We start from the raw sequence: 23,836 nt of genomic DNA, 5'->3' as shown, positions 1-23,836 counted from the left end.
TCACTTTCCTTTCTAATGTTGGATTGACGATATTCATGCATTTATCAAGGCTTACATATTCGGGTAGTTAGGCCCCCGCCCCCTTCTGAAGTGCCCCCAGGTGATGTTTTGCAGCACCTGGGACTCCCTGACCATCAGGCTCGTGTTCGGGTAACGCCCCTTTCCGGAACCACCCGGGTGATATTTTGCAGTCCCTGGTGGAGTTCCTTGATCACCAAGCTTGTGTTCGGGTAGCGCCCCCTTCCGGAACCACCCGGGTGATATTTTGCAGTCCCTGGTGGAGTTCCTTGATCAACAAGCTTGCGTTCGGGTAGCTCCCGCTTCCGGAACCACCCGGGTGATATTTTGCAGCCCCTGGTGGAGTTCCTTGATCACCAAGCTTGCGTTCGGGTAGCGCCCCCTTCCGGAACCATCCAGATTGAGGCTTTCTTGCCCCTTGCTCCTTGCTCCTTGCTCCTTGCTTGCTCACATGTTCGGATAGTTCGGCCCGCCACCCCCTTCAGGCACGACCCAAGTGATGTTCTGCGACGGGTCCTTGATGTCACAGGTTTTGCAGTGCACGCAGTTCTGGGCGTTGATCTGAAACCGCGGGCCGCTGGGCTCATCCACGATTTCATAGACGCCGGCCGGGCAAAAACGCTGTGCCGGCTCCGCCCAGGTGGGCAGGTTCGTTCCGATCGGGATGCCGGCATCCGCCAGCTGCAGGTGGCTCGGCTGATCCTCTTCGTGGTTGGTGCTGGACAGGAACACCGACGAAAGCTTGTCAAAACTCAGCTTGCCATCAGGCTTGGGATACTCGATCCGCGAGTACTGGGCTGCCGGTTTCAGCTGGGCATAGTCGACACGGGTGTCGTGCAGCGTGACCGGAATCTTGCCACCAAACAGGTTCTGGTCGATGACATTAAAGGCGCCACCCAGCAGGGTGCCGAACTTGTGCATCGCCGGGCCAAAGTTGCGGCTGCGGAACAGGTCATCGTAGAGCCAGGAGGCCTGGAACTTCTCGGTGAAAGACACCAGCTCCTGGCCGCCTTCATCGCCAGCCGCCAGTGCTTCGAACACCGTTTCGGCTGCCAGCATGCCGGACTTCATTGCCGTGTGGGTACCCTTGATCTTGGAGAAGTTCAGGGTGCCGGCATCACAGCCGAGCAACAGGGCGCCGGGCATGGTCATTTTGGGTAGGGAGTTGAAGCCGCCCTTGGCAATGGCGCGGGCGCCGTAGGACACCCGTTTGCCACCCTCGAGATACTGCGCAAACAGCGGGTGCTGCTTCATGCGCTGGAACTCGTCGAACGGGCTCAGCCAGGGGTTGGCGTAGTTCAGGTCGATGATCAGCCCCACCACCACCTGGTTGTTTTCACCGTGGTAGAGGAAGAAGCCGCCGTTGGTGTCACCTTCAAGCGGCCAGCCCGCGCCATGCACCACCAGGCCCGGCTGGTGCTTGGCAGGGTCGATATCCCACAACTCCTTGATGCCAATGCCGTAATGTTGCGGGTCGGCGTCCTTGTCCAGTGCAAACTGCCTGATCAGCTGCTTGCCCAGGTGGCCGCGACAACCTTCGGTGAACAGGGTGTACTTGGCGTGCAGTTCCATGCCCGCCATGTAGCTGTCCTTGGGTTTGCCATCGCGGCCAATCCCCATGTCACCGGTGGCGATGCCCTTGACGCTGCCTTTGAGCGGGCCGTCCTCATGATAGAGCACTTCACTGGCGGCAAAGCCCGGGAAGACTTCCACCCCCAGCGCCTCGGCCTGCTCGCCCAGCCAGCGGCACAGGTTGCCGAGGCTCGCCACGTAGTTGCCGTGGTTGTGCATGGTCTTGGGCGCCAGCGCATTGGGGATGCGTCGCGCACCCTGCGCATCCTTGAGCAGGTAGATCTGGTCCTCGGTCACCGCGGTTTTCAGCGGCGCACCCTGCGCCGCCCAGTCGGGGAACAGCTCGTTCAATGCCCGTGGCTCGATCACGGCACCGGACAGGATATGGGCACCGACTTCGGCCCCCTTCTCCACCACGCAAACGGTGATTTCCTGCTCGGCGTCTTTCGCCTGCTGCATCAGTCGGCAGGCAGCCGACAGGCCGGCGGGACCGGCGCCGACGATGACAACGTCGAACTCCATGGACTCGCGTTCGGCAGTACGCTCGTTATCACTCACTGTAATGTTCTCCCCTTTACTCTTGCATAACCCTGCTGCAAACCGCCGGCAGATCCCGACCCTTAACCCTTACTCTGCGACGCGCGCCTGTGCAGCACTCAGGGTGTTGCGCAGCAGGCAGGCCACGGTCATGGGGCCTATGCCCCCCGGTACCGGCGTTACGGCACCCGCCACGCTGGACGCCGCCGCAAAGTCGACATCCCCCGTGAGGCGGGACTTGCCCTCGGCCATCTCGATGCGGTTGATGCCCACATCCAGCACGATGGCACCGGGCTTGATGTAGCTGGCATCGATCATTTCGGGCCGGCCCACCGCCACCACCAGGATGTCGGCACTGCGGCATTCCGCCGCCAGGTCCTGAGTTCTGGAGTGCACCGTGGTCACGGTGCAGCTGGCGTTCAGCAGGAGTTGCCCCATCGGCTTGCCGACGATATTGGAGCGCCCCACCACCACGGCTTTCTTGCCGGACAGGTCACCCAGGCGATCCTGCAGCAACAGCAGGCAGCCCAGCGGCGTGCAGGGCACCAGCGCCGGCTGGCCGGTGCTCAGGCGCCCGACGTTGACCGGGTGGAAGCCGTCCACGTCTTTGGCCGGATCGATGGCCTCGATCACGGCGGTTTCCTCGATCTGTGCCGGCAGCGGCAGTTGCACCAGGATGCCATCCACCTGATCATCGCTGTTGAGTGCGTCGATCAGCTGCAGCAGATGAGCCTGGCTGGTGCTGCCCGGCAGCAGGTGCGGAAAGGAGGCGATGCCGGCCTCGGCGGCCTGGCGCATCTTGGTTTTCACATACACCTGGCTGGCCGGGTCATCCCCCACCAGTACCACGGCGAGACCCGGCTGGCGCCCGGCCTGGGCCTGAAAGCGGGCGGCACCTTCTGCCACATCGGCGCGCAGGGCCGCAGCAAAGGCCTTGCCGTCGATGCGCTCGGCAGTGGTTACGTCTTGGTCGATCTTGGTTGCCTGATCAGTCATCGTTGCAAGTCCCTGGATTTAAAAAACGACGGTGCGAAGGCCGTTCTGGAAGACACGGTGACGCACGTGGTATTTCACCGCACGGGCCAGGGTCTGGGCTTCGGTATCGCGCCCCACCTGGGTCAGGTGCTGCGGATCCTGGGCATGGTCAACCCGCTCCACCATCTGCTCGATGATCGGACCTTCGTCCAGGTCACCGGTGACGTAATGGGCGGTGGCACCGATCAGTTTCACGCCGCGCTCGTACGCCTGGTAGTAGGGCTTGGCACCCTTGAAGCCTGGCAGGAAGGAGTGGTGGATGTTGATGCAACGCCCGGCCAGCTGCTGGCACAGGGTGTCGGACAGCACCTGCATGTAGCGCGCCAGTACCACCAGTTCGGTGCCGGTCTGCTCGACGATCTCGATCAGCTTGGCTTCCTGCTCCGGCTTGGTTTCCTTGGTCACCGGCAGGTGGATGTAATCCAGCCCTTCGCGCTCGGCCAGGTAGCGCAGGTCTTCGTGGTTGGAGACGATGGCGGATATCTCGATGTTGAGCTCGCCGGTGGCGCGTCGGTACAGCAGGTCACGCAGGCAGTGGTCGTACTTGGACACCATGATCAGCACGCGGGCCGGCTGGTTGGCGTCGTGAATTTCCCACTCCATGTCAAAGCGCAGCGCCGTGACTTCAAACGCGGCTTTCAGCTGCTCGACACTCGGCTGCTGGTTGCCTTCAAACACGAACTCGATGGTGGAGAAAAAGCGGCCGGATTCCAGATCATCGAACTGGTGAAACTCCTTGATAAAGCAGCCACGATCGGCCAGGAAGTTACCCACCGCAGCAACGATGCCGACCTTGCCGGGGCAAGAGACTTTTAGAATGTATGCAGGTTTGTTCTTCATCTCGGTTCCTATGCGTTTAAAGGTAATCAGAGTCTCAGAGCGCGGCGTCGAGCGCTGGCATGATATCGAACAGGTCACCGACGATGCCGTAGTCGGCCACCTGGAAGATGGGCGCGTCCGGATCCTTGTTGATCGCCACGATCATCTTGGAATCCTTCATGCCGGCCAGGTGCTGGATGGCACCGGAAATACCCACGGCGATATACAGATCCGGCGCTACTACCTTGCCGGTCTGGCCGACCTGGTAGTCGTTGGGCACAAAGCCCGCATCGACCGCGGCGCGGGACGCACCCACCGCCGCGCCGAGCTTGGCGGCGACCGTATCCAGCAGGGCAAAGTTCTCGCCGTTGCCCATGCCGCGGCCACCGGAGATAACGATGCGCGCCGTGGTCAGTTCAGGCCCTCCGGACTTGGCTTCGGTGCGGCTGACAAAACGGGCCTGGGCCTGGGCGGCAGGCGCGTCAATCGCCAGGCATTCGGCGCTGCCGCCGGTGGCCGCCACGGCCTCGAACTTGGTGCTGCGCACGGTGATGACCTTGATGGCGTCGTGGCTGCGCACGGTGGCCAGGGCATTGCCGGCGTAGATCGGGCGCTCGAAGGTGTTGGCATCGATCACCGCACTGATATCGGAGATCTGCGGTACATCCAGCAGCGCGGCGACGCGGGGCAGCAGGTTCTTGGCAAAGGTCGAGTTCGAGGCCAGCACATGGCTGTAGCCTTCGGCGCAGCGCTGCACCAGCGGTGCCATGTCTTCAGCCAGGGGCTGGGCGAACAGTTCACAGTCGGCGCTCAGCACCCGGTGCACACCCGGGATGGCAGCAGCGGCCTGGGTCACTGCCGCGCAGTTGCCCCCCAGAACCAGGATGTCGATGTCGCCACCGATCTGCGCTGCAGCGCCCAGGGTGTTAAAGGTCGACGAAGCGATGCTGTTGTTGTCGTGATCTGCGATGACAAGAATGGTCATGGTACGTCTCCTTAAGCGATCGCTGCGTCTTGTTTGAGTTTTTCCACCAGCTCGGCGGCACTGGCCACCAGCACACTGCCGGTCGTGCGTACCGGCGGCTCAACCACACCGACCAGCTCCAGCCGTGGGCTCAGATCGACCCCCAGCGATGCAGCATCGATGCTGTCCAGCGGCTTTTTCTTGGCCTTCATGATGGCCGGCAAGGACGCAAAGCGTGGCTCGTTCAGGCGCAGGTCCGCGGTGACCACCGCCGGCAGGTTCAGCGCGACGGTCTCCAGGCCACCGTCCACTTCGCGGGTGACTTCAATCTGCTCGCCCGAGACCGCAAGGCCCGAGGCAAAGGTGCCCTGCGGCCAGCCCAGCAGGGCCGCCAGCATCTGGCCGGTCTGGTTGCAGTCATCATCGATGGCCTGCTTGCCCAGCATTACCAGGCCTGCACCCTCTTTCTCGGCCAGCGCCTTGAAGGTTTTGGCCACGGACAGCGGTTCGGTAGCTTCGGTGTGCGGCACCAGGATGGCACGGTCAGCGCCCATGGCGAGTGCCTGGCGCAGGGTCTCCTGGGCCTTTTCCGGGCCGATGGACACGGCGATAACTTCCGTGGCCACACCTTCGTCCTTCAAGCGGACGGCTGCCTCGACGGCAACTTCGTCGAAGGGATTAATGGCCATCTTGACGTTTTCCAGCTCTACGGCGGACCCGTCCGCTTTAGCTCTGATTTGAACGTTATAATCAATGACGCGTTTTACACCCACTAAAATTTTCATAAAACCTCCTGAAAACCTTCCAGCATAACGCCTGGCGATACGGCTATCTAAACATCAAACCGGTGACAGGCAAGGCCAGAAAAACCTGACTTAAAGCCGCATGAATACAGCGCCTGCAACGACAAATCCTGCCACCGGTTTAAAAATCATCTATACAGAATTGAAACCGAGAAATAATTTAAAGGCCCTTGCCATTAATTAACCTCAATTAAAATTCAACTCACAACAAATCAGGGTTTAAGACCTGAGTCGAGCGTTTTCAGCATCAAACAACTGACCTGCAATCACTTTGGCCTTATGCGGTTCGCCAATGATCTCTACGTCGAACTCGGTGCCTTCATTTGCATAAGCGGGGTCGATAAAGGCCATGGCAATGTTCTTCTGCACCCGGTGGCCGTATCCTGCCGAGGTGATAGTGCCAATGACAGCACCGTCAACGCAGACTGAATCGCCGGGATGCGGAGTAGCATGTTCGCAATCGATGACCATGGTGACGAACTTCCGTCGTGCAGGCGTACCCGCCTTGGCAAGCAGGGCTTCTTTTCCTGGGAAGTTTGCCGCCTTGTCCATTTTCACGAAACGATCCAGGTCACTTTCGAACGGGTCAAACTCGGTGATCAGGTCGGCCTTCCAGTGACGATAACCTTTCTCGAGACGCATCGACTCGGTCGCCAGGGAACCAAACGGCTTGAGGCCGAACTCGACGCCTGCTTCCGTAATCAGCTGGTGTGCCAGATAGAGCTGCTCATTGGGCACATGCAGCTCCCAGCCCAGCTCACCGTTGAAGCTCACCCGCATGGCAAGGGCTTCTGCATGACCGATGAATACCGGCTGGGCGGTAAGCCAGGGGAAGCTCTCGTTCGACCAATTGGTACGCGGAGACAGTTTTGCCAACAGATCCCTGGATTTGGGTCCGGAAACCACCAGAATCGTATGGGAGTTGGTCATCGGAACGAGCTCGACACCCTCGCTGGGGAGACGGCTGCGCAGCCAGTCCATATCGTGATATTCGGAAGCCGCCGCAGAACCGTACCAGAAACGATCTTCTGCCAGTTTTGCCAGCGTGGCTTCAGCGACCACATTGCCTTTATCAGTCAGGAAGTAGCAAAGGCCGACGCGACCCACTTTTTTGGGTACGTTGCTGCACGTCAGGCTGTCAAGCCACTCGGCGGCACCCGGGCCCTTGATTTCGATGCGGTTGAAGCCGCTGACTTCCATCAGGCCGACAGCCTCGTGTACTGCCTTGATTTCGTCGGCGACAACTTTCTCGACATCGGTGAAGCGGAAGCTGTGCTCGAACTTGAAGTCGGCATCAGGCTTGAAGAACAGCGCCCGTTCCCATCCACTCACCACACCGAACTCGGCATTCTGTTCTTTCAACACCGGGTAGATTGGCGTGGTTTTCGCCAAACGGCCTGCCGGGCGGAACTCATGCGGCATGTGGAAGCGGAATTCGTTCTGGTAATCTTCCACCGCTTTGCGGGCAGTAAACTCCGTGTTCGCATGGCGTGTGAAACGTGCCGGGTCAATCGCCCAGGTATCCCACTCCGACTCTCCGTGCACGATGATTTCAGCCAGGATTTTGCCGTGACCACCACCTTCACCCAAACCGGCACGAAGACCGATAATGGAATACAGGTTATCGAAGCCAGGGGTCTTGCCTACCAGCGGGTTGCCATCGGCAGAATAGGTAATTGGGCCGTTAACGATGCTGCGAATACCGGTTCTTTCCAGGCAAGGCATGCGTTTGAAGACGCGTTCCATATTATCCAGACAGCGATCCAGATCATCAGGGCAAAGTGCGTTAACAAAGTTGGGGTCGATACCGTCCATGCCCCAGGTTTTGCAACGCTGCTCGTATATACCTACCAGCAAACCGTCTTTTTCCTGGCGGCTATAGAAATCGTCGAGCGGATCACGCAGCAAAGGCACACGCTTACCGAAGGCCTGAATTTCAGGTATAGCTTCGGTCAAAAAGTACATGTGCTCCATCGAAATAACAGGGTACTTAACCCCAATCATGTCACCGATTTCGTTCACTCGATAACCACCGGCATTGACAACTTTTTCACAGGTGATATCGCCATTTACAGTTTGAACGACCCATTCACCATTCGGCTTCTGGTAGACATTTTCAACAGGGCAATGACGGTATATTTCGGCGCCTGCTTTACGAGCTGCACGCGCTAGTGCCTGGGTAAGCTGAGCCGGATCGATATCACCATCCAGCGGATCCCAGAGGCCACCCAAAAGTTCATGGGTTTCAATCAGCGGGTGACGCTTGGCGCATTCAGCCGCATCAATTAATTCAAAGTCGACACCCATTCCCTTTGCCAGAGAAATAAAGTGCTTATAGCCATCAAGATGTTCTTGGGTTGATGCTAATCGAATGCCGCCGGAAGCATGATGGTAGTTGATAGGGTTTTCAGGATCTGCGGCCAACTCTTTGTACAGCTTGATGCTATGACTTTTTAAGCCAACCATCGTCTGGACTGCACCAAAGTTGGTAACCTGAGCGGCAGAATGCCAGGTCGTACCTGATGTCAGTTCGTTTCGTTCGACCAGTACAACATCAGTCAAACCTTCACGAGTCAAGTGGTAAAGGGTGCTACAACCACCGATTCCACCACCAATAATCACTACCTTACAATGCTTCTTCATGACTTTTCCTTAGTGCGTGTTTTCGCGACACCCGCCCATATAGCTGGCCTTACTAACGGGGCTTGGTTTCAGGTTCATTCAATGCGACAGGCCAAACCACCCAAACAATGAAAGCGCTTTCATTTTTAACACCACTGACATTGGAGCGCAACACTTCGCCTGTTTTTTTTAATTATATTGACACATCGCTTGAGATCATTTGGGAATATGGAGCCTTGGCACCTTAAAAATCCATGCACCCCGAAAGAGCATTTTTCCGATTTATCCGAGGCTACTGCACCATTTGTGCGCACTGCAGCTCTCGACAGCAAGGACTAAACCATTGATTTTTATATAAAGCGCCTGGCGGCCAATCTGAGTGTGGCAATCCTGGACTCACTACCGGGTTAGGGAGCTTCGCCAGCTTCACTGCCGAAATTTTTCTGCCGCCCGAAGGTACCAGCCGTCGCCGACAGCAAAGCAGATGACACTCCTTCGGGTCTCAGCCAGCTTCGCGCTGCAGCACTGAAAGCACCCAGAGGCAGGGTGATTTTCCTATTCAAGGAAAGCTATTCACCTGGCGAAAAACGAATCCCTACCTGTGTGTCCTGGGTAACGGCATGCCGCACTCGCATGGATGCGCATGTGCATGTGCATGGACGTTGAGGTGCTGGATTCTGCTGAGTCAACAGACGGGGTTCGCATTGCCCGCCGGGCCAACAACGAAGATGCCACCCAGGGCGTAATTGCGGAGATTTTTGCGGGAAATAACGCTAAAATTCCGTTCGATCAAGCAGGACTAGAGCAGGACTCCCGGACGACCAAATCGACACCCAGCGTCGGAGGGACATCCACATCCTCGCCTTTGAGCTTGGCGATAAGATATTCCGCAGAGAGCAAGCTCATCTGCTGTTGGGGTGTTCTTAACGTCGTCAAGCTTGGCGTCAAATGAGCCGCCAGCCAGGTATCATCGAATCCGGTAATGGAGACATCTTGCGGTACCTCAACCCCCAGAACTTTACTCTCAAAAATGGCCCCGTAGGCCAGGGGATCTGCACCACAAACGATGACTGTAGGCCGAGGCGAGCGAGACATTAAAAGTTTAAATGCCTTTTGTCCGTGTTCAATTCCTATAGGTCCTTCGATAACAAGTTCGTCCGGCAAACTCAACTCGCGTCGGGCCAAGGCATCACGAACACCCTGCAGACGATTGGATGCGCGATCATTGCCTTTCAAAGTACCCGATATCATTGCAAATTGACGATGACCTAAATCCATCAGGTATTCGGTAATTTTAACAGCCGCATCATGGTTACTGAATCCGACACAGGAGTGCTCACCCAGATCATCCGTAGCCCAGGTTATGGCATACGGAATCTTCTTTTTATTAAGAAGACTGTAAACTGATTCATCACGTGCAAGGCCGACAAGCAGCAGCGCATCCACGCCATGGGACACCATCTGAGTGATCTGGATATGTTCTTCATCAGACGAGTAACCCGAAGAGGCGACAACCGTTGTATAACCTTCCGTAGAAATATGACTATGAAAAAGCTCAAGAAAATGGCCAAAAAGCGCGTCGTCCAGTGACGGTACGACAACCCCGATCATCCGCGACTTTTTAGAGGCAAGTGTGCGTGCAGCCGCATGGGGCACGTAGCTCAATTCCCTGATTGATTCTTCTATTTTTCTCTTGCTGCGCTCACTGACAATACTGGGGTTATTCATAAAGCGTGAGACTGTCGCGGGCGATACATCTGCGTGCCGGGCCACATCATCCAATGTTGGATTATCCAATGGAATCGTAATTTTTGTCATACAGATATCTCAGAAAGCCAGGCAAAAACAGGACCCGATGAATATCATTAACTATCAAGCAAAGTCAAACCCTGTATTTTATCCTCCCTCTGCTATTCTCCCGGAAATCCTGGCGGCCTCGTTCGATCAGTGACGCATCAAGCCTTTGCAGGTCCGGGATTCAGCTGTTCAAGCAAGCCTCTGGCGGCCTGCAGGTCCGCGGTGTCTAAGCCTTCATCAAAAAACCTGTAGCGGGCGGAAAGTAGCTCGTGAGCCTCCTGCGTATGGCCCTGCTGACCCAGTAATCGGGCCAGGTCCATCGCCGCGCGCAGCTCCAGCGAACGGCTGTGTTGCTCCTCTGCCAGCTCGATGGCCTGGCGAAAACAGCTTGCTGCGATATCCGGTTGCTGCAACTGAAACAGCCCTTGCAGGCGATGCAGCTCGGGCGCATACAGCCCCTCCCCGGTCTGTTTGACGATAGCCAGCGCATCACCGAGTACCGCCAACGCTTCTTCTACCTGACCAGACTTGCCCAGGGATTCGGCCAGCAGCGCCATAAAGTACGGCAACAGCAGCTGACCGCCGGTAGCCCGGTAATCCAGCATTGCCTGGCGAATGGCCGCTATGCCCTCGGCCGGCTGGCCCTGCTCTGCCAGGGCCCAGCCCTGCACCATGCCGGCGCGCGCGCGCCAATAGGGAAAACCATGTTCGGTCGCCAGCACGATGACTGACTCGGCCCACTGCCGGGCCTGCTCTGCCTCGCCGCGCAGCTGATGCAGCTCGGCCCGATAGATCATCGGATCGGCCAGTGTATAGGGGTTGGGAACCTGCTGCGCCAACTCCAGCGCGTCCAGGCACCGCTGTAACGCCTGGTCAGGATAACCCCGGAACCACAGCGTCCAGGCACCGATGATCCGCCCCAGAATCCCCGGCTCAACACCGTACAAATACGTATGATTGCCATGTTCGTGCGCATCATAGAGCGCAAGCACCTGCTCACAGTGTCTCTGCGCCTCTTGCAGTTGTCCCCGAAACAGCGAGGTCCCCCCCAGGGCACCATGGGCCTGTACCAGCAGCCCCGGGTCCGCGGCACCCTCTGCCATCGCCAGCAACTGTTCGGCCATATTCTGGGCGGCAGCGAAATCGGCTCGCAGGGTATAAAACCGGCGCAGCGCCACCAGGGCGGAAAACAGCTGCCCGCTGTCGCCCAGTTCACGACTCAGGGTCATGGCCCGGGTAAAGCTCGCTTCAACCTCCGTGGCCCCGAATCCGCGGATGACCATCCAGACATGGCCCAGGGTGATCTGCAGATCAAGTTCAAACCGAGCGCGCTGCGTGGTGTCCGGCAGGTTCGGCAACAGAGCCTGCACCCGGGCCGGGTGAGGTGCGCCAGAGCCTCATGAGCGGATGAACGACGCATCGCCTGATTGGCGGCCCGCAGCAGGTACTCCACCGCCTTGCCGACATTGCCGCTGCAGCCGTAATGATGCGCCAGCTCGCTGCAATGATCCTCGAGGCTGTCGCTGAACAGGGCTTCGATCGCCTGGGCGGTACGTTCATGCAGCCGGCTGCGACGCTCCAGCAGCAGCGAGCCATAGGCCACCTCCTGCGTCAGGCCGTGCTTGAAAGTGTACTCAACCTCCGGAAAGGCCGGTCGCTCGTAGAGAAACTCCCCGGCCTGCAAACGGGACAGACCGCGGCGCAACTCATCCTCCGGTGGCCCAACCACCTGCTGCACCAGGCTCCAGGGAAAGTCCTTGCCGATCACCGCGAGCGTTTGCAGCAGCGCCTTTTCGGTCATGGCCAGACGGTCTATGCGGGCGCTCAGTACGCCCTGCACCGTGGTGGGTATGTGCAGATTGGCGGGCGCCTGCTGCAGCCGGTACTGACCCGGCTCGCCGCTGAGCACCTCTTCCTCGGCCAGGGTCTGCACCACCTCTTCAAGAAAAAAGGGGTTGCCTTCGGTTTGGGTCATGATGAGCGGTTTTAGCGGCGCCAGGCTTGTGTCCTCCCCCAGCAATGCCACCAGCAGCTCCCCGGCTTCTGCCGAACCCAGCGGGTCCAGCCGCAACTGTATGTAGCAGCTTTTCTGGCCCCAGTCGTGCCGATACTCGGGTCGGTAGTTCAGCAGCAGCAACATGCGGGCGCCCGGCACTCCGTCGCTGAGTACGCGCAAAAAGGCTTCGGTCTCCCGGTCCAGCCACTGCAGGTCTTCGAAGATCAGCGCCAGGGGCTGATCAAGACTCTCGCGTACCAGCAGCTGTCGAATCGCCTCGAAGGTGCGCTGGCGCCGCAGCTTGCCATCCATCTGCGCGAGCGTCGAATCCGGCTCGGCCACCCCCAGCAGGTAACACAGATAGGGCAGGCTGTCCTCCAGCGCGCGGTCCAGCGTCAGCACCTTGCCGGTGATCTTCTCGCGCCTTTGCCGCTCATCATCCTTGGCGCTGATCTGCAGGTAGTTTTTCAACAGCTCAATCAGTGGCAGATAGGCGAAGGCCTTGCCATGGGACACCGAAAAAGTTTCCAGTACCCGGCATGACTGCTGCACCTGCTGCTTGAACTCGTAATAAAGGCGCGACTTGCCAACCCCCGGCTCCCCCACGACACCGACGATCTGCCCATGACCGGCACAGGCCTTGTCCATGGCCTGCTGCAGCTGCGCCATTTCAGCCTGGCGCCCGACAAAGCGCGCCAGACCACGGCGCGCGGCGACCTCCAGCCGGGTACGCAGGGCACCGAGTCCCTGCAGCTCATACACGGCCAGCGGCTCGGACACCCCCTTGACCCGCGTATCCCCCAGCGCCTTGAAATCAAAGTACCCCTCGGTCAGCCGGTAGCTGGCCTCACTCACCAGAACAGTGCCGGGGATGGCGATACCCTCCATGCGCGCCGCAATATGGATAGTGTTGCCCACCGGGTCATAGTCCGTATGCAGGTCATCGGTACGGATTTCCCGTACCACCACTTCACCGGTATGGATGCCCACCCGCACCTGCAGCGGTATGCCCTGTTCAAGCCGAACCCGGTCACTGTGAAGACGCAACCTTTCCTGCATGCGCAGCGCCGCATACAGTGCGCGCCTGGGGTGGTCTTCATGGGCAATGGGGGCACCGAACAGCGCAAGAATGCCATCACCGAGGGACTTGGCGACATAGCCCTCGTAGTGGTGCACGGCCTCCATCATCAGTTCGAGCACAGGGTCGATCAGATGGCGGGCCTCTTCAGGGTCCAGGTCCTGTATGAGTGCCGTGGAGCCGGTCATGTCCGCGAACAGCACGGTGATGGTCTTGCGCTCGCCGCCGCGGTCGCCCCGGGCCTGTCGGGCGCTCTGCTGCGCCAGGATACGCTCGGCCAGGTGTGGCGGCGTGTACTGGATGGGTGCTGGTACTGCAGGGTCTTGCCGCGCCGTCGCGGGCAGCGCCTCCAGCACTGTGCCACAGGCATTGCAGAAGCGGGCGGCGTCGCTCACGGCCTGGCCACATCTCGGGCAGCAACGGGCCATGGAGCCACCGCAGTGCTCGCAGAAGCGGGCGCCCGGGGCATTGTTTTGTCCACAGTTCTCGCAGTGCATGGGGCTCAGCTGCCCTCCGCCTGATATTCGGGCTTGATGTCCGCTGCCCGGTGAAGGCCGCCGGGCACGCAAACGATGCTACAAGAATAGCCGAGCCGAACAACGATGGATGCGGGTCTGACAAACCGCTGGCGGGCCCTCAGCCATCAAACCGATAGCCCGCGCCGTCGGCAGCCTGGGCAATGGCCTGATCCTGATACTGCAGCAGGATGCTGCGGTCATGGGGCTGCCGGCTGATGAACGTCGACTCCAGTCCGAACGAAAGGCGGTTCCCGTCCCGCCTTCACAGAGGACAGTCGCGCAAAAGGCTCCGGCGTTATCGTGCCTTCTGCAGGCGCCCGCAGTGGCAGGCTGGGCTGCTTCAGTAAGCCGCCAGATGGTGCAGACTCCGACAAGGTGCTGTTCAGTGCGCCACTGATCGCTGTCCAGGGACCGGGCAGTACCCCCTTCGGTTACCCTCTGCTGGACGTCACCGAACGTCAGGACCCGCCGACGCCGTCAGTTGGACATTGGCGATGCGTGGCTGGTGCTGGCGCCGGTATCGCCGCAATAATCCGTCTCCTCGGTCGCCGAGGTAAACCAGAGGTAGTCCGCCACCTGGTTCGACAGCAACTCGTCGCCGCCGACGATTTCGCCCCTATCCGTCACCATCGCCAGCATCACCACCGCACTGTCGTCACGGTTCAGATGTCGGGGCACCCCCAGATCCTTGCGTACGTGGTAACCGCCGGCCAGCAGCAATGCCGGCCGGTACCCGGCATGCTGTTCGAGCTGTGAGGCCATGCGGGCATCCCGGGCCAGCTGAATTTCGACCATCGGATCGAGCCGCACTGCTGGCACCGGTTTGCAATGCTGTGCACTGATCGCGTTGCCGATATGCTTGCGGACCTGCCCGGTCACTGCGGCACGGGACTCTGTTTCCTGCACCGGCAGGCCGGCGTCTTCCCCCTGGTACAGTGCCTCTATCTGGTCCTGGCCCAGATTGCCGCTGGCCAGCGACCCGCCCAGCTGCAGCACCAGATGAAACAGCGGGCCGTAGGTGTTCCAGTCCCAGCGCTGCGTCACCGGCTTGAGCGCAGTTTCCAGTTCGCTCCTCGACGTGGTGATGCCGAGCTTGTCCAGTGGCAGGCCGGGCCCCAGCATCTCGAATACCACGGCGGTTCCCGGTGTCACCAGCTCTTCCAGCAACAGGGTTTCGACGGCGTGGTGTTCGGGATTGTCGTGCTGTTCGCCAATGAGGATGATTTTCTTGTGCTCGAGCGCGACGTAGAGATCCCTGGGCGACAGCGTTTCCATGGTGCTCAGGTCGAGTATTTCACCCGGGTGGCGTCGTAGCTCGGCCCCTTCGGCCGCGTGCGAGGGAACGGTCCCGGGCAGCCAGAGGCACAGGCTCAACGCGGCGGCGATGGCGGTTCGAGTCATGGGCATCGTGCAAGCTCCTGATACGTATGGGTACCGATGGGCGCAAGGATGATCTCAACACAAGGACACCGCCAAGAGCAAATGGATAAGGGTGGCGGTAAAGCGCAAAGATAAAAAACGCGGTAACTGATCTGGCGTGCCGGGCGCATAGCGACAGCTCTGGCACCAGGCCTTCAGCCATCATAGCGGTAGCCGACTCCGTGCACCGTGACGATGATCGCGGGATTGCGCGGGTCGAGCTCCACGGCCTTGCGCAGTTTGGAAATATGCTGATCCAGGGTACGGCTGCTGGGCAGGTAGTGCCGGCCCCAGCATTCATCGAAGAGTTCGTCGCGGCTCAGCACCCGGCCCGGGTTGCGGTGCAGCAGCTGCAGGATTTTCATGTCCCGCAGGCTCAGATCAATGCGCTGGCCATTGCGCTCGGCGCGCAGCTGCGCCGGTAGCACCCGCAGATCCGCCATCTGGAAACTGTCGTCTTCAGCGGCAGGGGTGCCCCGTGCCAGGCAGCGCCTTGTCACCGCCCGGATACGGGCCACCACTTCACGGCTGCCGAAGGGCTTCTTGATATAGTCATCGGCACCCAGCTCCAGCCCCAGCACCTGATCGATTTCCTCGGATTTGGCACTGATGAAGATGACCGGCAGCTGCGCATCCTGCTGACGGATGCGCCGGCACAGGCTGTAACCGTCCTGCCCCGGCATCATGATATCCAGCAACACCAGGTCAGGCCTGTGCTGCTCGAACAGTGCCCAGGCCTGATCGCCGTCGCCGGCCTCCAGGCAGCAGTATCCCTCGGCTTCCAGCAGATCGATCAGGCCCAGACGGATATTCAGGTCATCTTCGGCAATCAGTACTTTCACGGTTTTTCCCCAGGCTTGGTCTCCAGGCGAATCAGGAAACAGGCACCCTCGGCACTGGGCTCCAGGCTCAGGTCACCGCCGTGGGCGCGGGCAAGTTCGCGCGCCAGCCCAAGGCCAATGCCGGTGCCCGCCACGCCATCGGTGAGCCTGTTGCTGCTGCGATAAAAGGGCTCGAAGATGCGCTGCTGCTCGGCCGCCTCGATCCCCGGCCCCCGGTCCTGTACCCGGATACAGAGATCCGCCCCCTGTTGCCATGAGGCCACCTGCAGCACGCCGCTGTTGGCCGCGTATTTTTCACAGTTGCTGAGCAGGTTATTCAGAATCTGCTCCAGGGCGCCGGCGTCATAACGCAGCGTGGCGCCAATACCGGCGCTGAACTGCGCCTCGATACCGCGCTGGCGCAGCAAGGGCACGAAGGTCTGCACGATGCGTTCGATCTGTTCATCCACCTCGGCGGGTTCATAGCGCAGTCGCAACTGCTGGCGCTGCAAACGGGAAAAGCTCAGCACATTGTCGATCAGCCGGGAAAGACGCTGGCTCTCGCCGGTAATGACATCCAGGTAACGCAACACCCCCTTGTCCTGCTCGTCGTCGGCAAGGCGTTCCTGCAGCATTTCGGCGTAGAGGCGCACATTGGTCAACGGGGTTTTTAGCTCGTGGGACACCTGGTTAACGAAATTGACCCGCTGGCGGGCCAGGCGCAGCTCCCGGCCATGCTCAAGGTACAGCAGATAACCCAGCAGGCTAAGGCCCAGGGCCAGCAACAGCAGCGGCACTCCCAGCGTCAGCCAGCCCGGCGCCACCGCCTCGCTGCCCGCCGGCCCGTGGTATTCCAGTCGCCAGCTGCCCAGCGGGTGACTGAGCCCGAGCAGCTGCTGCGCCTTGTCCTGGGCCCGGTATTCACCCCAGCCATAGAGGGTGCTGCCACGGCTGTCCAGCAGGCGGATCTCGGCGTTGCCGAGCTGAGCATCGCCCTGCCCACCTTCCGGCAAGCGGTTAATCAGATCTGACAACAGGCGCGCACTGTTGAGTACAAACCCCAGGGTCCGCCCCTGGTCATCGCGCCACCAGAATACCTGCATCAAACCGCTGTTGGCATGCCAGGCGATCCAGCCCGAGGGGCCGGACGCCGGCGAGGCTTCGGCCCTGGCCGCCGGACTCGCGCTGTCGGCCATAGCCAGCGACAGATCCGCCTGGACCGAAGGCGCGCGCAGCTGGCCACGGGCCAGGTAACTCGAGACCTCACCGGCGACGCCCTTGCGCTCGCCAGAGTCGACCGCCGGCGGTGACGACGTTACCGGGTCAGCGGCGGTGGGCTGAAACAGATCCGCAGACTGCCACAGCGGCTGCATCTGCTCTACCAGGCGCTGCTCCGCCTGGCTCAGGGGCCCGAAACGGGGCGGAAACAAACGCTCGCTGCCATCGTCGCCAAGCACGAACAGCTGCTTCACATAGGCTGAGCCTTTCACGAAAGCGCGCAACTGATCAGCATCGTAATCGGGATCAGCCTGGCCGCGCAGATGCTGTGCCTGTTGCTGCAGTACACCTTCGAGCTGGCGAAAATGGGTCTGCAGCTGCTGGTCAACGGATTGCAGCTGCTGCTCAATCAGGCTCTGCAACTGCAACCCCACCAGCTGCTGCTCGTTGTGCTGCAGGCGCAGGCCCAGCCAGCCCAGCAGCAGCACGGGCAGCAGTACCAGCAGCATCAGCAGTAGCGGGGCACGATAGGTCACAGGCTCGTGGGTCTCCGTTGTCCGTTAGTAGGTCTGCTGGGTCGAACGCTTGTACTGGCGTTCGCGCAGCTCCTTGCGCTTGCGGTTCCAGTCGTCCTTCGATGAGATGTCATCGGCGTCCTGCAGCGCTTCGGCTTCCTGCGCCTCCAGTTTCGGTGAACTCAGACTGTCGGCCTTCGAGCCCAGCAGCTCGGCACTTTTCTGCAGAATACTCCTGGCCCCTTCGATATCGCCCTGGTCACGCCGCTCCAGTGCCTGGCGGCTGTATTCGTTGGCCACCTGCTCAACCGCCGCTTCCAGCGCGGGCTTGTCGACGGCCTGCTGCACTTCCTCTTCAGAGGCACTGAACGCCGCCTGCACCATGCCGCTGAGCTGGCGTTTTTCCCGCAGGGCCAGATGGTTGTAGTCCAGCTGCACCTGGGCCAGGTCCAGGGTGCTGCCGGCGGTGCGGGCCGGCACTTCGACTTCGAGAATAACGAATTTCTCCTGCTCGCTGTAGAGCGAGCTCAGGCGGGTACGTACCCGGTCGCCGATCACCTCGGCTTCACGCCCGATCAGGCGCAGTGGCCGTACCCCGTTAAGGCAGCGAATCTCGATGTTCAGGTCCTGCGCCACTACCGACATCACGTCACCGAATTCGTACTGGAAGATGCGCTCGAGATCGGCGGCATTTTCCACAAAGGCATGGTTGCCGTCGCTGAAACCCGCCAGCTGCGTCATCAGATCCTCGTTGTAGCCCAGCCCCAGGCCAATGGTGGTCACGCTGATGCCTTCCTTGGCCAGGGACTGCCCCAAACGACCCAGCTCATGGGGTGACTGGGGCCCCACGTTGGCCAGGCCGTCGGACAGCAGAATCACGCGGTTGACGCGCTGGCGATCGAGAAACTTGCGCACCTCCCGTGCGCCCTTGCTGACGCCGGCAAAGAGTGCCGTATTGCCCTCGGCCCTGAGGCTGCGGATGGCACGATAGATGGATGCGCGATCCTCCACCCGGGTAGCCGGTACCACCACCCGGATACGGGAGTCATAGCTGACCACCGAGACGATATCCCGCGCATCCAGGCTCTCGATGGCCATGATGGCGGCTTCACGCGCATTGGCGATTTTCTCGCCGCTCATGGAGCCGGACTTGTCGAGCACGATGGCGACATTCACCGGCGTGCGTTGCGCCAGGCTCTCCTGTTCAAATCCCTGCAGGGCAATCTTTATAAAGGCGGTCTGGGTACTGCCGGCATCCATGACCGGTGTCGCCAGGCTCAGGTTGAGCCCCACTTCCCGCGCCTGCGCCGCCAGTGGCAGCCAGAGCAGGAGCAGTAATACTGGCCGCAGCCAGCGATGTGAATTCCCTGTTTGCATGATTCTTCTCCCCGGTTGAGTGTATACAGTGCCCGTGCTGGTGCAATGGTCACTGCCTGTGTTGCACTCTAGGGCGCCGGGGTCGCGGGCCGGTCAGACAAACGTATGGGTGTTGTAAAAGATTTGTAAGACGACGGGAAGCGGGGCCTCTTGGCTGATCAAAATTCGACCGCACGCCCGCATCTGTGATATAAAGCGGCGCAATTGCAGCATCCGTATTTTGAAGGTGAAAAACCATGGCGATTATCCGCTGGATTCTTGGACGCATCATCCTGGTGCTCGATTTCCTGACCCGCCCGCGCGGCATCAAGCGCGCCCCCGAACAGCAGGCCGTGCTGGATGCACAGACCGCGCGCATGGCGCTGTATCAGTACGCCGCCTGCCCGTTTTGCGTCAAGGTGCGCCGGGCCATGCGTCGCCAATCGCTGAAGATTGAAACCAGGGATGCCAAGAAGCAGTCGGGCTTCGGCCAGGAACTGCTGGAGCAGGGCGGCCAGCTGAAGGTACCCTGCCTGCGTATTGAAAACGACAACGGCGAAGTACAGTGGATGTATGAATCCTCCGATATCGTGCGTTACCTGGACTCCGTTGCCGCGGTATAAGAACGCAAGCTGGCTCCCCACGGGAGCCTCTGCTGGCTCTATGCGGGCTCCAGGCACAGACTATAATTAGCCCGCGTAGCCCGCCCCATTCAGGTGCAGGCTGCACCGCAAGGATGCACGCCCGGCACCGGTACTGCAAAACACGGCGCCCGTACCCAGCTCTGCAGGTTTCGACAATAACAACAATCTGATCCACAGCCGTCTTGCCCCCTTCGGGCACCGACGTTGGCTTATGCGGGTATCACTGCTATACCCACTGCATGACCAGACCCCCTTTATCCATTGTTATTGGCGAGACCGAACTCATGTCAGACTACCCGACGCTCGAAGAAATGGGCATCACCTCCTTCGAGGACATCAGCAAGTACAGCCTGCGTCGCCAGAGCGATGCCGATGTGCTGAAGATTTACTACAAGCGTCCCAAGGGCTCACTGCTGTCACGCAGCAAGAAGTTCACCTTTGCCCATCCGCGCAAATCCATCCCGCTGCAGTTTCGTAGCGGTGAGAAGTGGGACAGCCTGAAGGACAGCAGCCCCCGACTGCAGAGCGCCGTGGCCGAGTTGAAAAAGCTCACTGCAGAGCCTGCTGCGCTGCCGCCGGAAGATCTGAAAGCCCGCTTTCTGGAAGACCTGAACCACCTCGAAACCGTGGTGAACTCGAAGATCGACGAGCTGCGTCGACAAATAGAAAACATGAAGTAGCGCCTGTGGCAGGCGGTGGCCCTGCGGCCACTGCCTGTCGGGTACTCAGGCAGCGCGACCTACTGCGACTGGCTGGCCGCCTGCTGTGCCTGCTTCTGTTCCAGCATCATCTCGCCCATCTTGCGACCGAAGACTTCCATCACAGCATCGGGGTTGTCCTGGCACTCTTCAAACGCCGCCACCATGGCCTGCAGCGTGGGCAGGGTCTTGTCCACCAGTTCATTGATGTACACCTCGGGCGTTACATGGGTGTAGCGCTCGTAGTCCGCAAAAAGCTTCGCTGCCTGTTCGCTGAGTTTGATTTCCACGCTTGCTGCAGCCATCTCGTCACCTTTGCCTGAGTTTTTGTATGGAGGGTGCACCCATTCAGGCGCAGGTTTCCATCATGACCGGCCTGTCCCCGGGAGGCTAGGTCCAGCGACAAGGCCCCGGTGGAACCAAAAAGCCGCCCCTGGCACCCCACTGGCATCATCGTTCGGCCCTCACTGGCGCTAGAGCAACAGCGCCAAAGCTCTTAATCTGTCAGTCAGCCTACAACTCAGCACCGCTGCTACGCATCCTGCCGGCCACTGGAGATCTCATGCACAGCTATCCGACACTCACTGCCATGGGCATTAACACCGTTGAGTCCATCGCACGCTATACCCTCAAGGAAGGCCAAACCAGCGACGAGCTGAAGATCTACTTCCATAGCGCCGAGGGCGACACCCAGCCCCACAGCATGAAGTTCAGTTTCCAGCGCCCTGCAACCGGCAACAGCACCGCCGCCGCCGAGTTGCTCAGCGCACTGGACGAGCTGCAGCAACTCACCCGCCAGGGTCAGCCGGCACCCACGCGCGAACAGCTGCTGGGCGAACTGAGTCAGCTCGAAAAGGTCGTCGGCGCCAAGCTCGAAGAACTGCGCAGCAATCTCAAGCAATGGCACTGATGGCTTGAGCCGCCTTTGCTACACTGTCTGAGCATCACTGCAACGCTCAGGTACTCTCATGCTCCCCATCAACAGCGCCCTGTCGTCAGGTTCTGTGCTGCTGCAACAGGCCCAGGCCAACATTGGCCAACATGCCGGCGAACTGGCACAGCCGGCGAGCGCCAGCCAGGTTAACCAGGCCGGCAGCAGCACCATTGTTGAATCCCTCACCGGCCTGCAGCAGGCCGAAACCTATGCCCTCTCCGGCCTCAAGGTCATCCAGGCGGCGGACAACGTTATCGGCACCCTGCTCGATATCCAGGCCTGATCAGGGCCGGGCCGCCATTTCCGGCTGGTAGTCCCGCAGCCACTGATGGATCAACCTCACATCCTCCCGGTAAGGCTGTGCGTTATTCAGCAGCAGCGAATAACTGCCATGCTGCAGAATCTCGATTGCACTGCACGCTGAGTCGAGACGCCTCCCCGGCCTCCCCCCGCCGTCTACACTGCAGGTAACAGGCGCCGGTCCTCCATTGCGTGGACCGCTCCCCTGGACCCTGACCCCGCTGGCGAGACCTACCCATGAGCCCGTCCGACGCCAAACGCAAGCTAGCCGCCATTCTCAGCGCCGATGTCGTCGAGTATTCACGCCTGATGGGGGATGATGAGCAGGCGACGGTGGATACCCTCAAGCAATACCAGCAAGCCATTGGCCGTGTGATCGACCGCCACCAGGGGCGCATCGTCGACGCCCCCGGCGACAACATCCTGGCCGAGTTTCCAAGCGCGGTGGAGGCAGTCAACGGGGCCGTCGAGATACAGAAGGTGCTGGAAGGCCGCAACCTGGAGTTGCCGGCGCCGCGACGCATGGAATTTCGCATCGGCGTCAACCTCGGCGATGTAATCGAGGATGACAGCGGCATTATCTTCGGTGACGGCGTCAATATCGCCGCCCGCATGGAATCCCTCGCCGAGCCCGGCGGCATCTGTATCTCCAGTTCTGTCTACGATGCCGTTGAAGGCAAGGTGCACTTCGGCTACGACTTCCTCGGCGAGCAGCATGTAAAGAACATTGCCAAACCGGTAAGTGTTTACCGGGTGCGCGCCAACGATCAGCGCAGCACCGACAGCCAGGGCGCCTCAAGGCCCCGCTGGTTGCTGCCTGCGCTGGCTACCCTCGCAGGCCTGGGTGCCGGGGGCCTGCTGGTCTGGCTGTTGTTGCCTGCGCCACCCAGGGAGGCGCCTGCTCCTGCGGTGGCTCCTGTAACGGCAACTGCACCGCCGGTACAGCAGTCCCCCTACCTGCTGGTCGGGCAACTGGTCGACCAGAGCGGCATCGCCTCCGGCACCGGGCGCATCTATGGCCAGGCGATGATTGATGCCAGCAACTGGATCAATGCCAATGGTGGTGTAAATGGCCACCTGATCGATCTGGATACCGTCGATACTTCCTACCTGGTACCCCGTGCACTGGAAGGCTATCGCAAATGGGCAACACAGAATGTTCTGGCCATTCATGGCTGGAGCACGCCTTCCACCGAAGCGCTGATCGGTGCCGTCGCAGAGGATGAAATCCCTTATTTTTCAGCCTCCTATGCGGCCTCGCTGACCGACCCCACAGGCCGTGGAGCCAGTGGCCGGGCCGCGCCCTACAATTTCTTCTACGGCCCGTCATACTCAGACGCCTGCCGGGGCCTGCTGCAATGGGCACGGGACGACTGGAGTGCAAGGGGCAATGGCACGACGCCGCGGTTCGTCCATATGGGCGAAAACCACCCCTATCCCAATGCGCCGAAAAAAGCCTGCCAGGCCTATGCCACCGAGCTCGGCTTCGAGGTGCTGCCGGTCATTGGGCTGCCCATGACCCCGGGTGACTTCACTGAACAATGTGAAAGCCTTAGATCCCAGGCGGCCGACTATGCCTACCTGGCGAACACCACGGCCTCGGTCTCGGTTTTACTGGCGCGCTGCAAGGCGCTGCAGGTGGATACCCAGTTCATGGTGAATATCTGGGGCTTTGACGAGAACGTGATGCAGGCAGCCGGCGCCGGTGCCGACGGGGTGGTCTGGGTCATGGGCGCCGCCAAATGGGGCGATGATGTACCGGGGATGTATACCGTACAGGAAATATCCAAGATGTCGGACCCCACGGGCCAGGCTTACAGACCCGTGCACTATATCCGGGGCATCTGTTCGATGTTTTACATCAAGGAAGCCATGGAATGGGCCGACCGCAACGGCGGCATCAGTGGCCCCAATATCCGCCAGGGGCTTTACCAGCGCCAGGACTGGGTGCCGGCAGGACTCGAAGGCGTCTGCTCACCGGCCAGCTGGACCCCTGAAGATCACCGGGGGATTACCCGGGTGCTGATCTATCGCAGCCATGTTTCAGGTTCGACCGACGCCCCCGTGGCGGACCTGATCGAGCGGGGCATCATTCGCATGGAGCGCGTCTATTCCACCGACATACCGCGCCGGCCGGAATGGCTGGGGCTTTGAGGCCCGGCTTGCCTTCAG

General features: G+C 60.3%; 19 protein-coding genes and 1 pseudogene. 5 read left to right on the top strand and 15 right to left on the bottom strand.

What is annotated here, in order from left to right; all coding sequences use genetic code 11:
- Positions 1-465: 465 nt before the first annotated feature.
- The 14 genes and pseudogenes from KDW95_RS18220 to KDW95_RS18155 all read right to left on the bottom strand — a co-directional run bounded on the left by KDW95_RS18220 (position 466) and on the right by KDW95_RS18155 (position 19,109).
- Positions 466-2,112 (bottom strand): electron transfer flavoprotein-ubiquinone oxidoreductase, encoded by a 1,647-nt coding sequence (locus KDW95_RS18220; RefSeq protein ID WP_255856537.1) that lies wholly within the window; start codon positions 2,110-2,112, stop codon positions 466-468.
- Positions 2,113-2,217: 105 nt separating this feature from the next.
- Positions 2,218-3,123, bottom strand: coding sequence for a bifunctional methylenetetrahydrofolate dehydrogenase/methenyltetrahydrofolate cyclohydrolase FolD (gene folD / locus KDW95_RS18215; protein WP_255853201.1), 906 nt, complete (start codon positions 3,121-3,123; stop codon positions 2,218-2,220).
- Positions 3,124-3,141: 18 nt separating this feature from the next.
- The gene (gene purU / locus KDW95_RS18210) at positions 3,142-4,002 is read right to left on the bottom strand and encodes a formyltetrahydrofolate deformylase (RefSeq protein ID WP_255853200.1); all 861 of its coding nucleotides are present in this window, start codon (positions 4,000-4,002) and stop codon (positions 3,142-3,144) included.
- 34 nt (positions 4,003-4,036) lie between these two features.
- Positions 4,037-4,966 (bottom strand): electron transfer flavoprotein subunit alpha/FixB family protein, encoded by a 930-nt coding sequence (locus tag KDW95_RS18205; protein ID WP_255853199.1) that lies wholly within the window; start codon positions 4,964-4,966, stop codon positions 4,037-4,039.
- Between the two features lie 11 nt (positions 4,967-4,977).
- The gene (locus tag KDW95_RS18200; protein WP_255853198.1) at positions 4,978-5,730 is read right to left on the bottom strand and encodes an electron transfer flavoprotein subunit beta/FixA family protein; all 753 of its coding nucleotides are present in this window, start codon (positions 5,728-5,730) and stop codon (positions 4,978-4,980) included.
- A gap of 237 nt (positions 5,731-5,967) precedes the next feature.
- Positions 5,968-8,391 (bottom strand): GcvT family protein, encoded by a 2,424-nt coding sequence (locus KDW95_RS18195; RefSeq protein WP_255853197.1) that lies wholly within the window; start codon positions 8,389-8,391, stop codon positions 5,968-5,970.
- Between the two features lie 768 nt (positions 8,392-9,159).
- Complete coding sequence (locus KDW95_RS18190; RefSeq protein ID WP_255853196.1) at positions 9,160-10,188, bottom strand: LacI family DNA-binding transcriptional regulator; 1,029 nt, start codon at positions 10,186-10,188, stop codon at positions 9,160-9,162.
- A gap of 137 nt (positions 10,189-10,325) precedes the next feature.
- On the bottom strand, positions 10,326-11,450 hold the full coding sequence (locus tag KDW95_RS18185; protein ID WP_255853195.1) for a hypothetical protein: 1,125 nt from the start codon (positions 11,448-11,450) through the stop codon (positions 10,326-10,328).
- Positions 11,393-13,636, bottom strand: a complete 2,244-nt coding sequence (locus KDW95_RS18180; RefSeq protein ID WP_255856536.1) for an ATP-binding protein — start codon at positions 13,634-13,636, stop codon at positions 11,393-11,395. Before KDW95_RS18180 ends, KDW95_RS18185 begins: the two co-directional genes overlap by 58 nt.
- 24 nt (positions 13,637-13,660) lie before the next feature.
- Positions 13,661-13,738, bottom strand: a pseudogene (locus KDW95_RS18175) (zinc-ribbon domain-containing protein); the annotation flags it as partial.
- A gap of 498 nt (positions 13,739-14,236) precedes the next feature.
- A complete protein-coding gene (locus KDW95_RS18170) occupies positions 14,237-15,166 on the bottom strand; it encodes a ChaN family lipoprotein (RefSeq protein ID WP_255853194.1) in 930 nt (309 codons plus the stop codon).
- A gap of 167 nt (positions 15,167-15,333) precedes the next feature.
- Entirely contained in the window at positions 15,334-16,020 is a 687-nt protein-coding gene (locus KDW95_RS18165; RefSeq protein ID WP_255853193.1) for a response regulator transcription factor, read from the bottom strand.
- Positions 16,017-17,753: a sensor histidine kinase gene (locus KDW95_RS18160; protein ID WP_255853192.1), complete on the bottom strand. Its 1,737-nt coding sequence runs from the start codon at positions 17,751-17,753 to the stop codon at positions 16,017-16,019. Before KDW95_RS18160 ends, KDW95_RS18165 begins: the two co-directional genes overlap by 4 nt.
- A 24-nt stretch (positions 17,754-17,777) precedes the next feature.
- The gene (locus tag KDW95_RS18155; protein ID WP_255853191.1) at positions 17,778-19,109 is read right to left on the bottom strand and encodes a vWA domain-containing protein; all 1,332 of its coding nucleotides are present in this window, start codon (positions 19,107-19,109) and stop codon (positions 17,778-17,780) included.
- Between the two features lie 236 nt (positions 19,110-19,345).
- On the opposite strand from KDW95_RS18155, the gene KDW95_RS18150 reads away from it, so the two are divergent.
- Positions 19,346-19,711, top strand: coding sequence for a glutathione S-transferase N-terminal domain-containing protein (locus KDW95_RS18150; RefSeq protein ID WP_255853190.1), 366 nt, complete (start codon positions 19,346-19,348; stop codon positions 19,709-19,711).
- A 305-nt stretch (positions 19,712-20,016) separates the two neighbouring features.
- Entirely contained in the window at positions 20,017-20,412 is a 396-nt protein-coding gene (locus KDW95_RS18145) for a DUF3461 family protein (protein ID WP_255853189.1), read from the top strand.
- Positions 20,413-20,471: 59 nt separating this feature from the next.
- Here KDW95_RS18145 and KDW95_RS18140 read toward each other — a convergent pair whose 3' ends face one another.
- Positions 20,472-20,735: a hypothetical protein gene (locus tag KDW95_RS18140; protein ID WP_255853188.1), complete on the bottom strand. Its 264-nt coding sequence runs from the start codon at positions 20,733-20,735 to the stop codon at positions 20,472-20,474.
- A gap of 257 nt (positions 20,736-20,992) precedes the next feature.
- Between KDW95_RS18140 and KDW95_RS18135 the strand changes: the two genes are divergently transcribed.
- The 3 genes from KDW95_RS18135 (at position 20,993) to KDW95_RS18125 (ending at position 23,818) form a co-directional block, all read left to right on the top strand.
- On the top strand, positions 20,993-21,340 hold the full coding sequence (locus tag KDW95_RS18135) for a DUF3461 family protein (protein ID WP_255853187.1): 348 nt from the start codon (positions 20,993-20,995) through the stop codon (positions 21,338-21,340).
- Positions 21,341-21,398: 58 nt separating this feature from the next.
- Positions 21,399-21,647 (top strand): hypothetical protein, encoded by a 249-nt coding sequence (locus tag KDW95_RS18130; RefSeq protein ID WP_255853186.1) that lies wholly within the window; start codon positions 21,399-21,401, stop codon positions 21,645-21,647.
- A gap of 254 nt (positions 21,648-21,901) precedes the next feature.
- Positions 21,902-23,818 carry an ABC transporter substrate-binding protein gene (locus KDW95_RS18125; RefSeq protein WP_255853185.1) on the top strand — a complete coding sequence of 639 codons (1,917 nt, stop codon included), beginning with the start codon at positions 21,902-21,904 and terminating at the stop codon, positions 23,816-23,818.
- The last annotated feature ends 18 nt before the right edge of the window (positions 23,819-23,836 follow it).

Source organism: Marinobacterium rhizophilum (assembly GCF_024397915.1).
Classification (GTDB): domain Bacteria; phylum Pseudomonadota; class Gammaproteobacteria; order Pseudomonadales; family Balneatricaceae; genus Marinobacterium_A; species Marinobacterium_A rhizophilum_A.
This window is presented reverse-complemented; position numbering and strand designations above follow the sequence as displayed.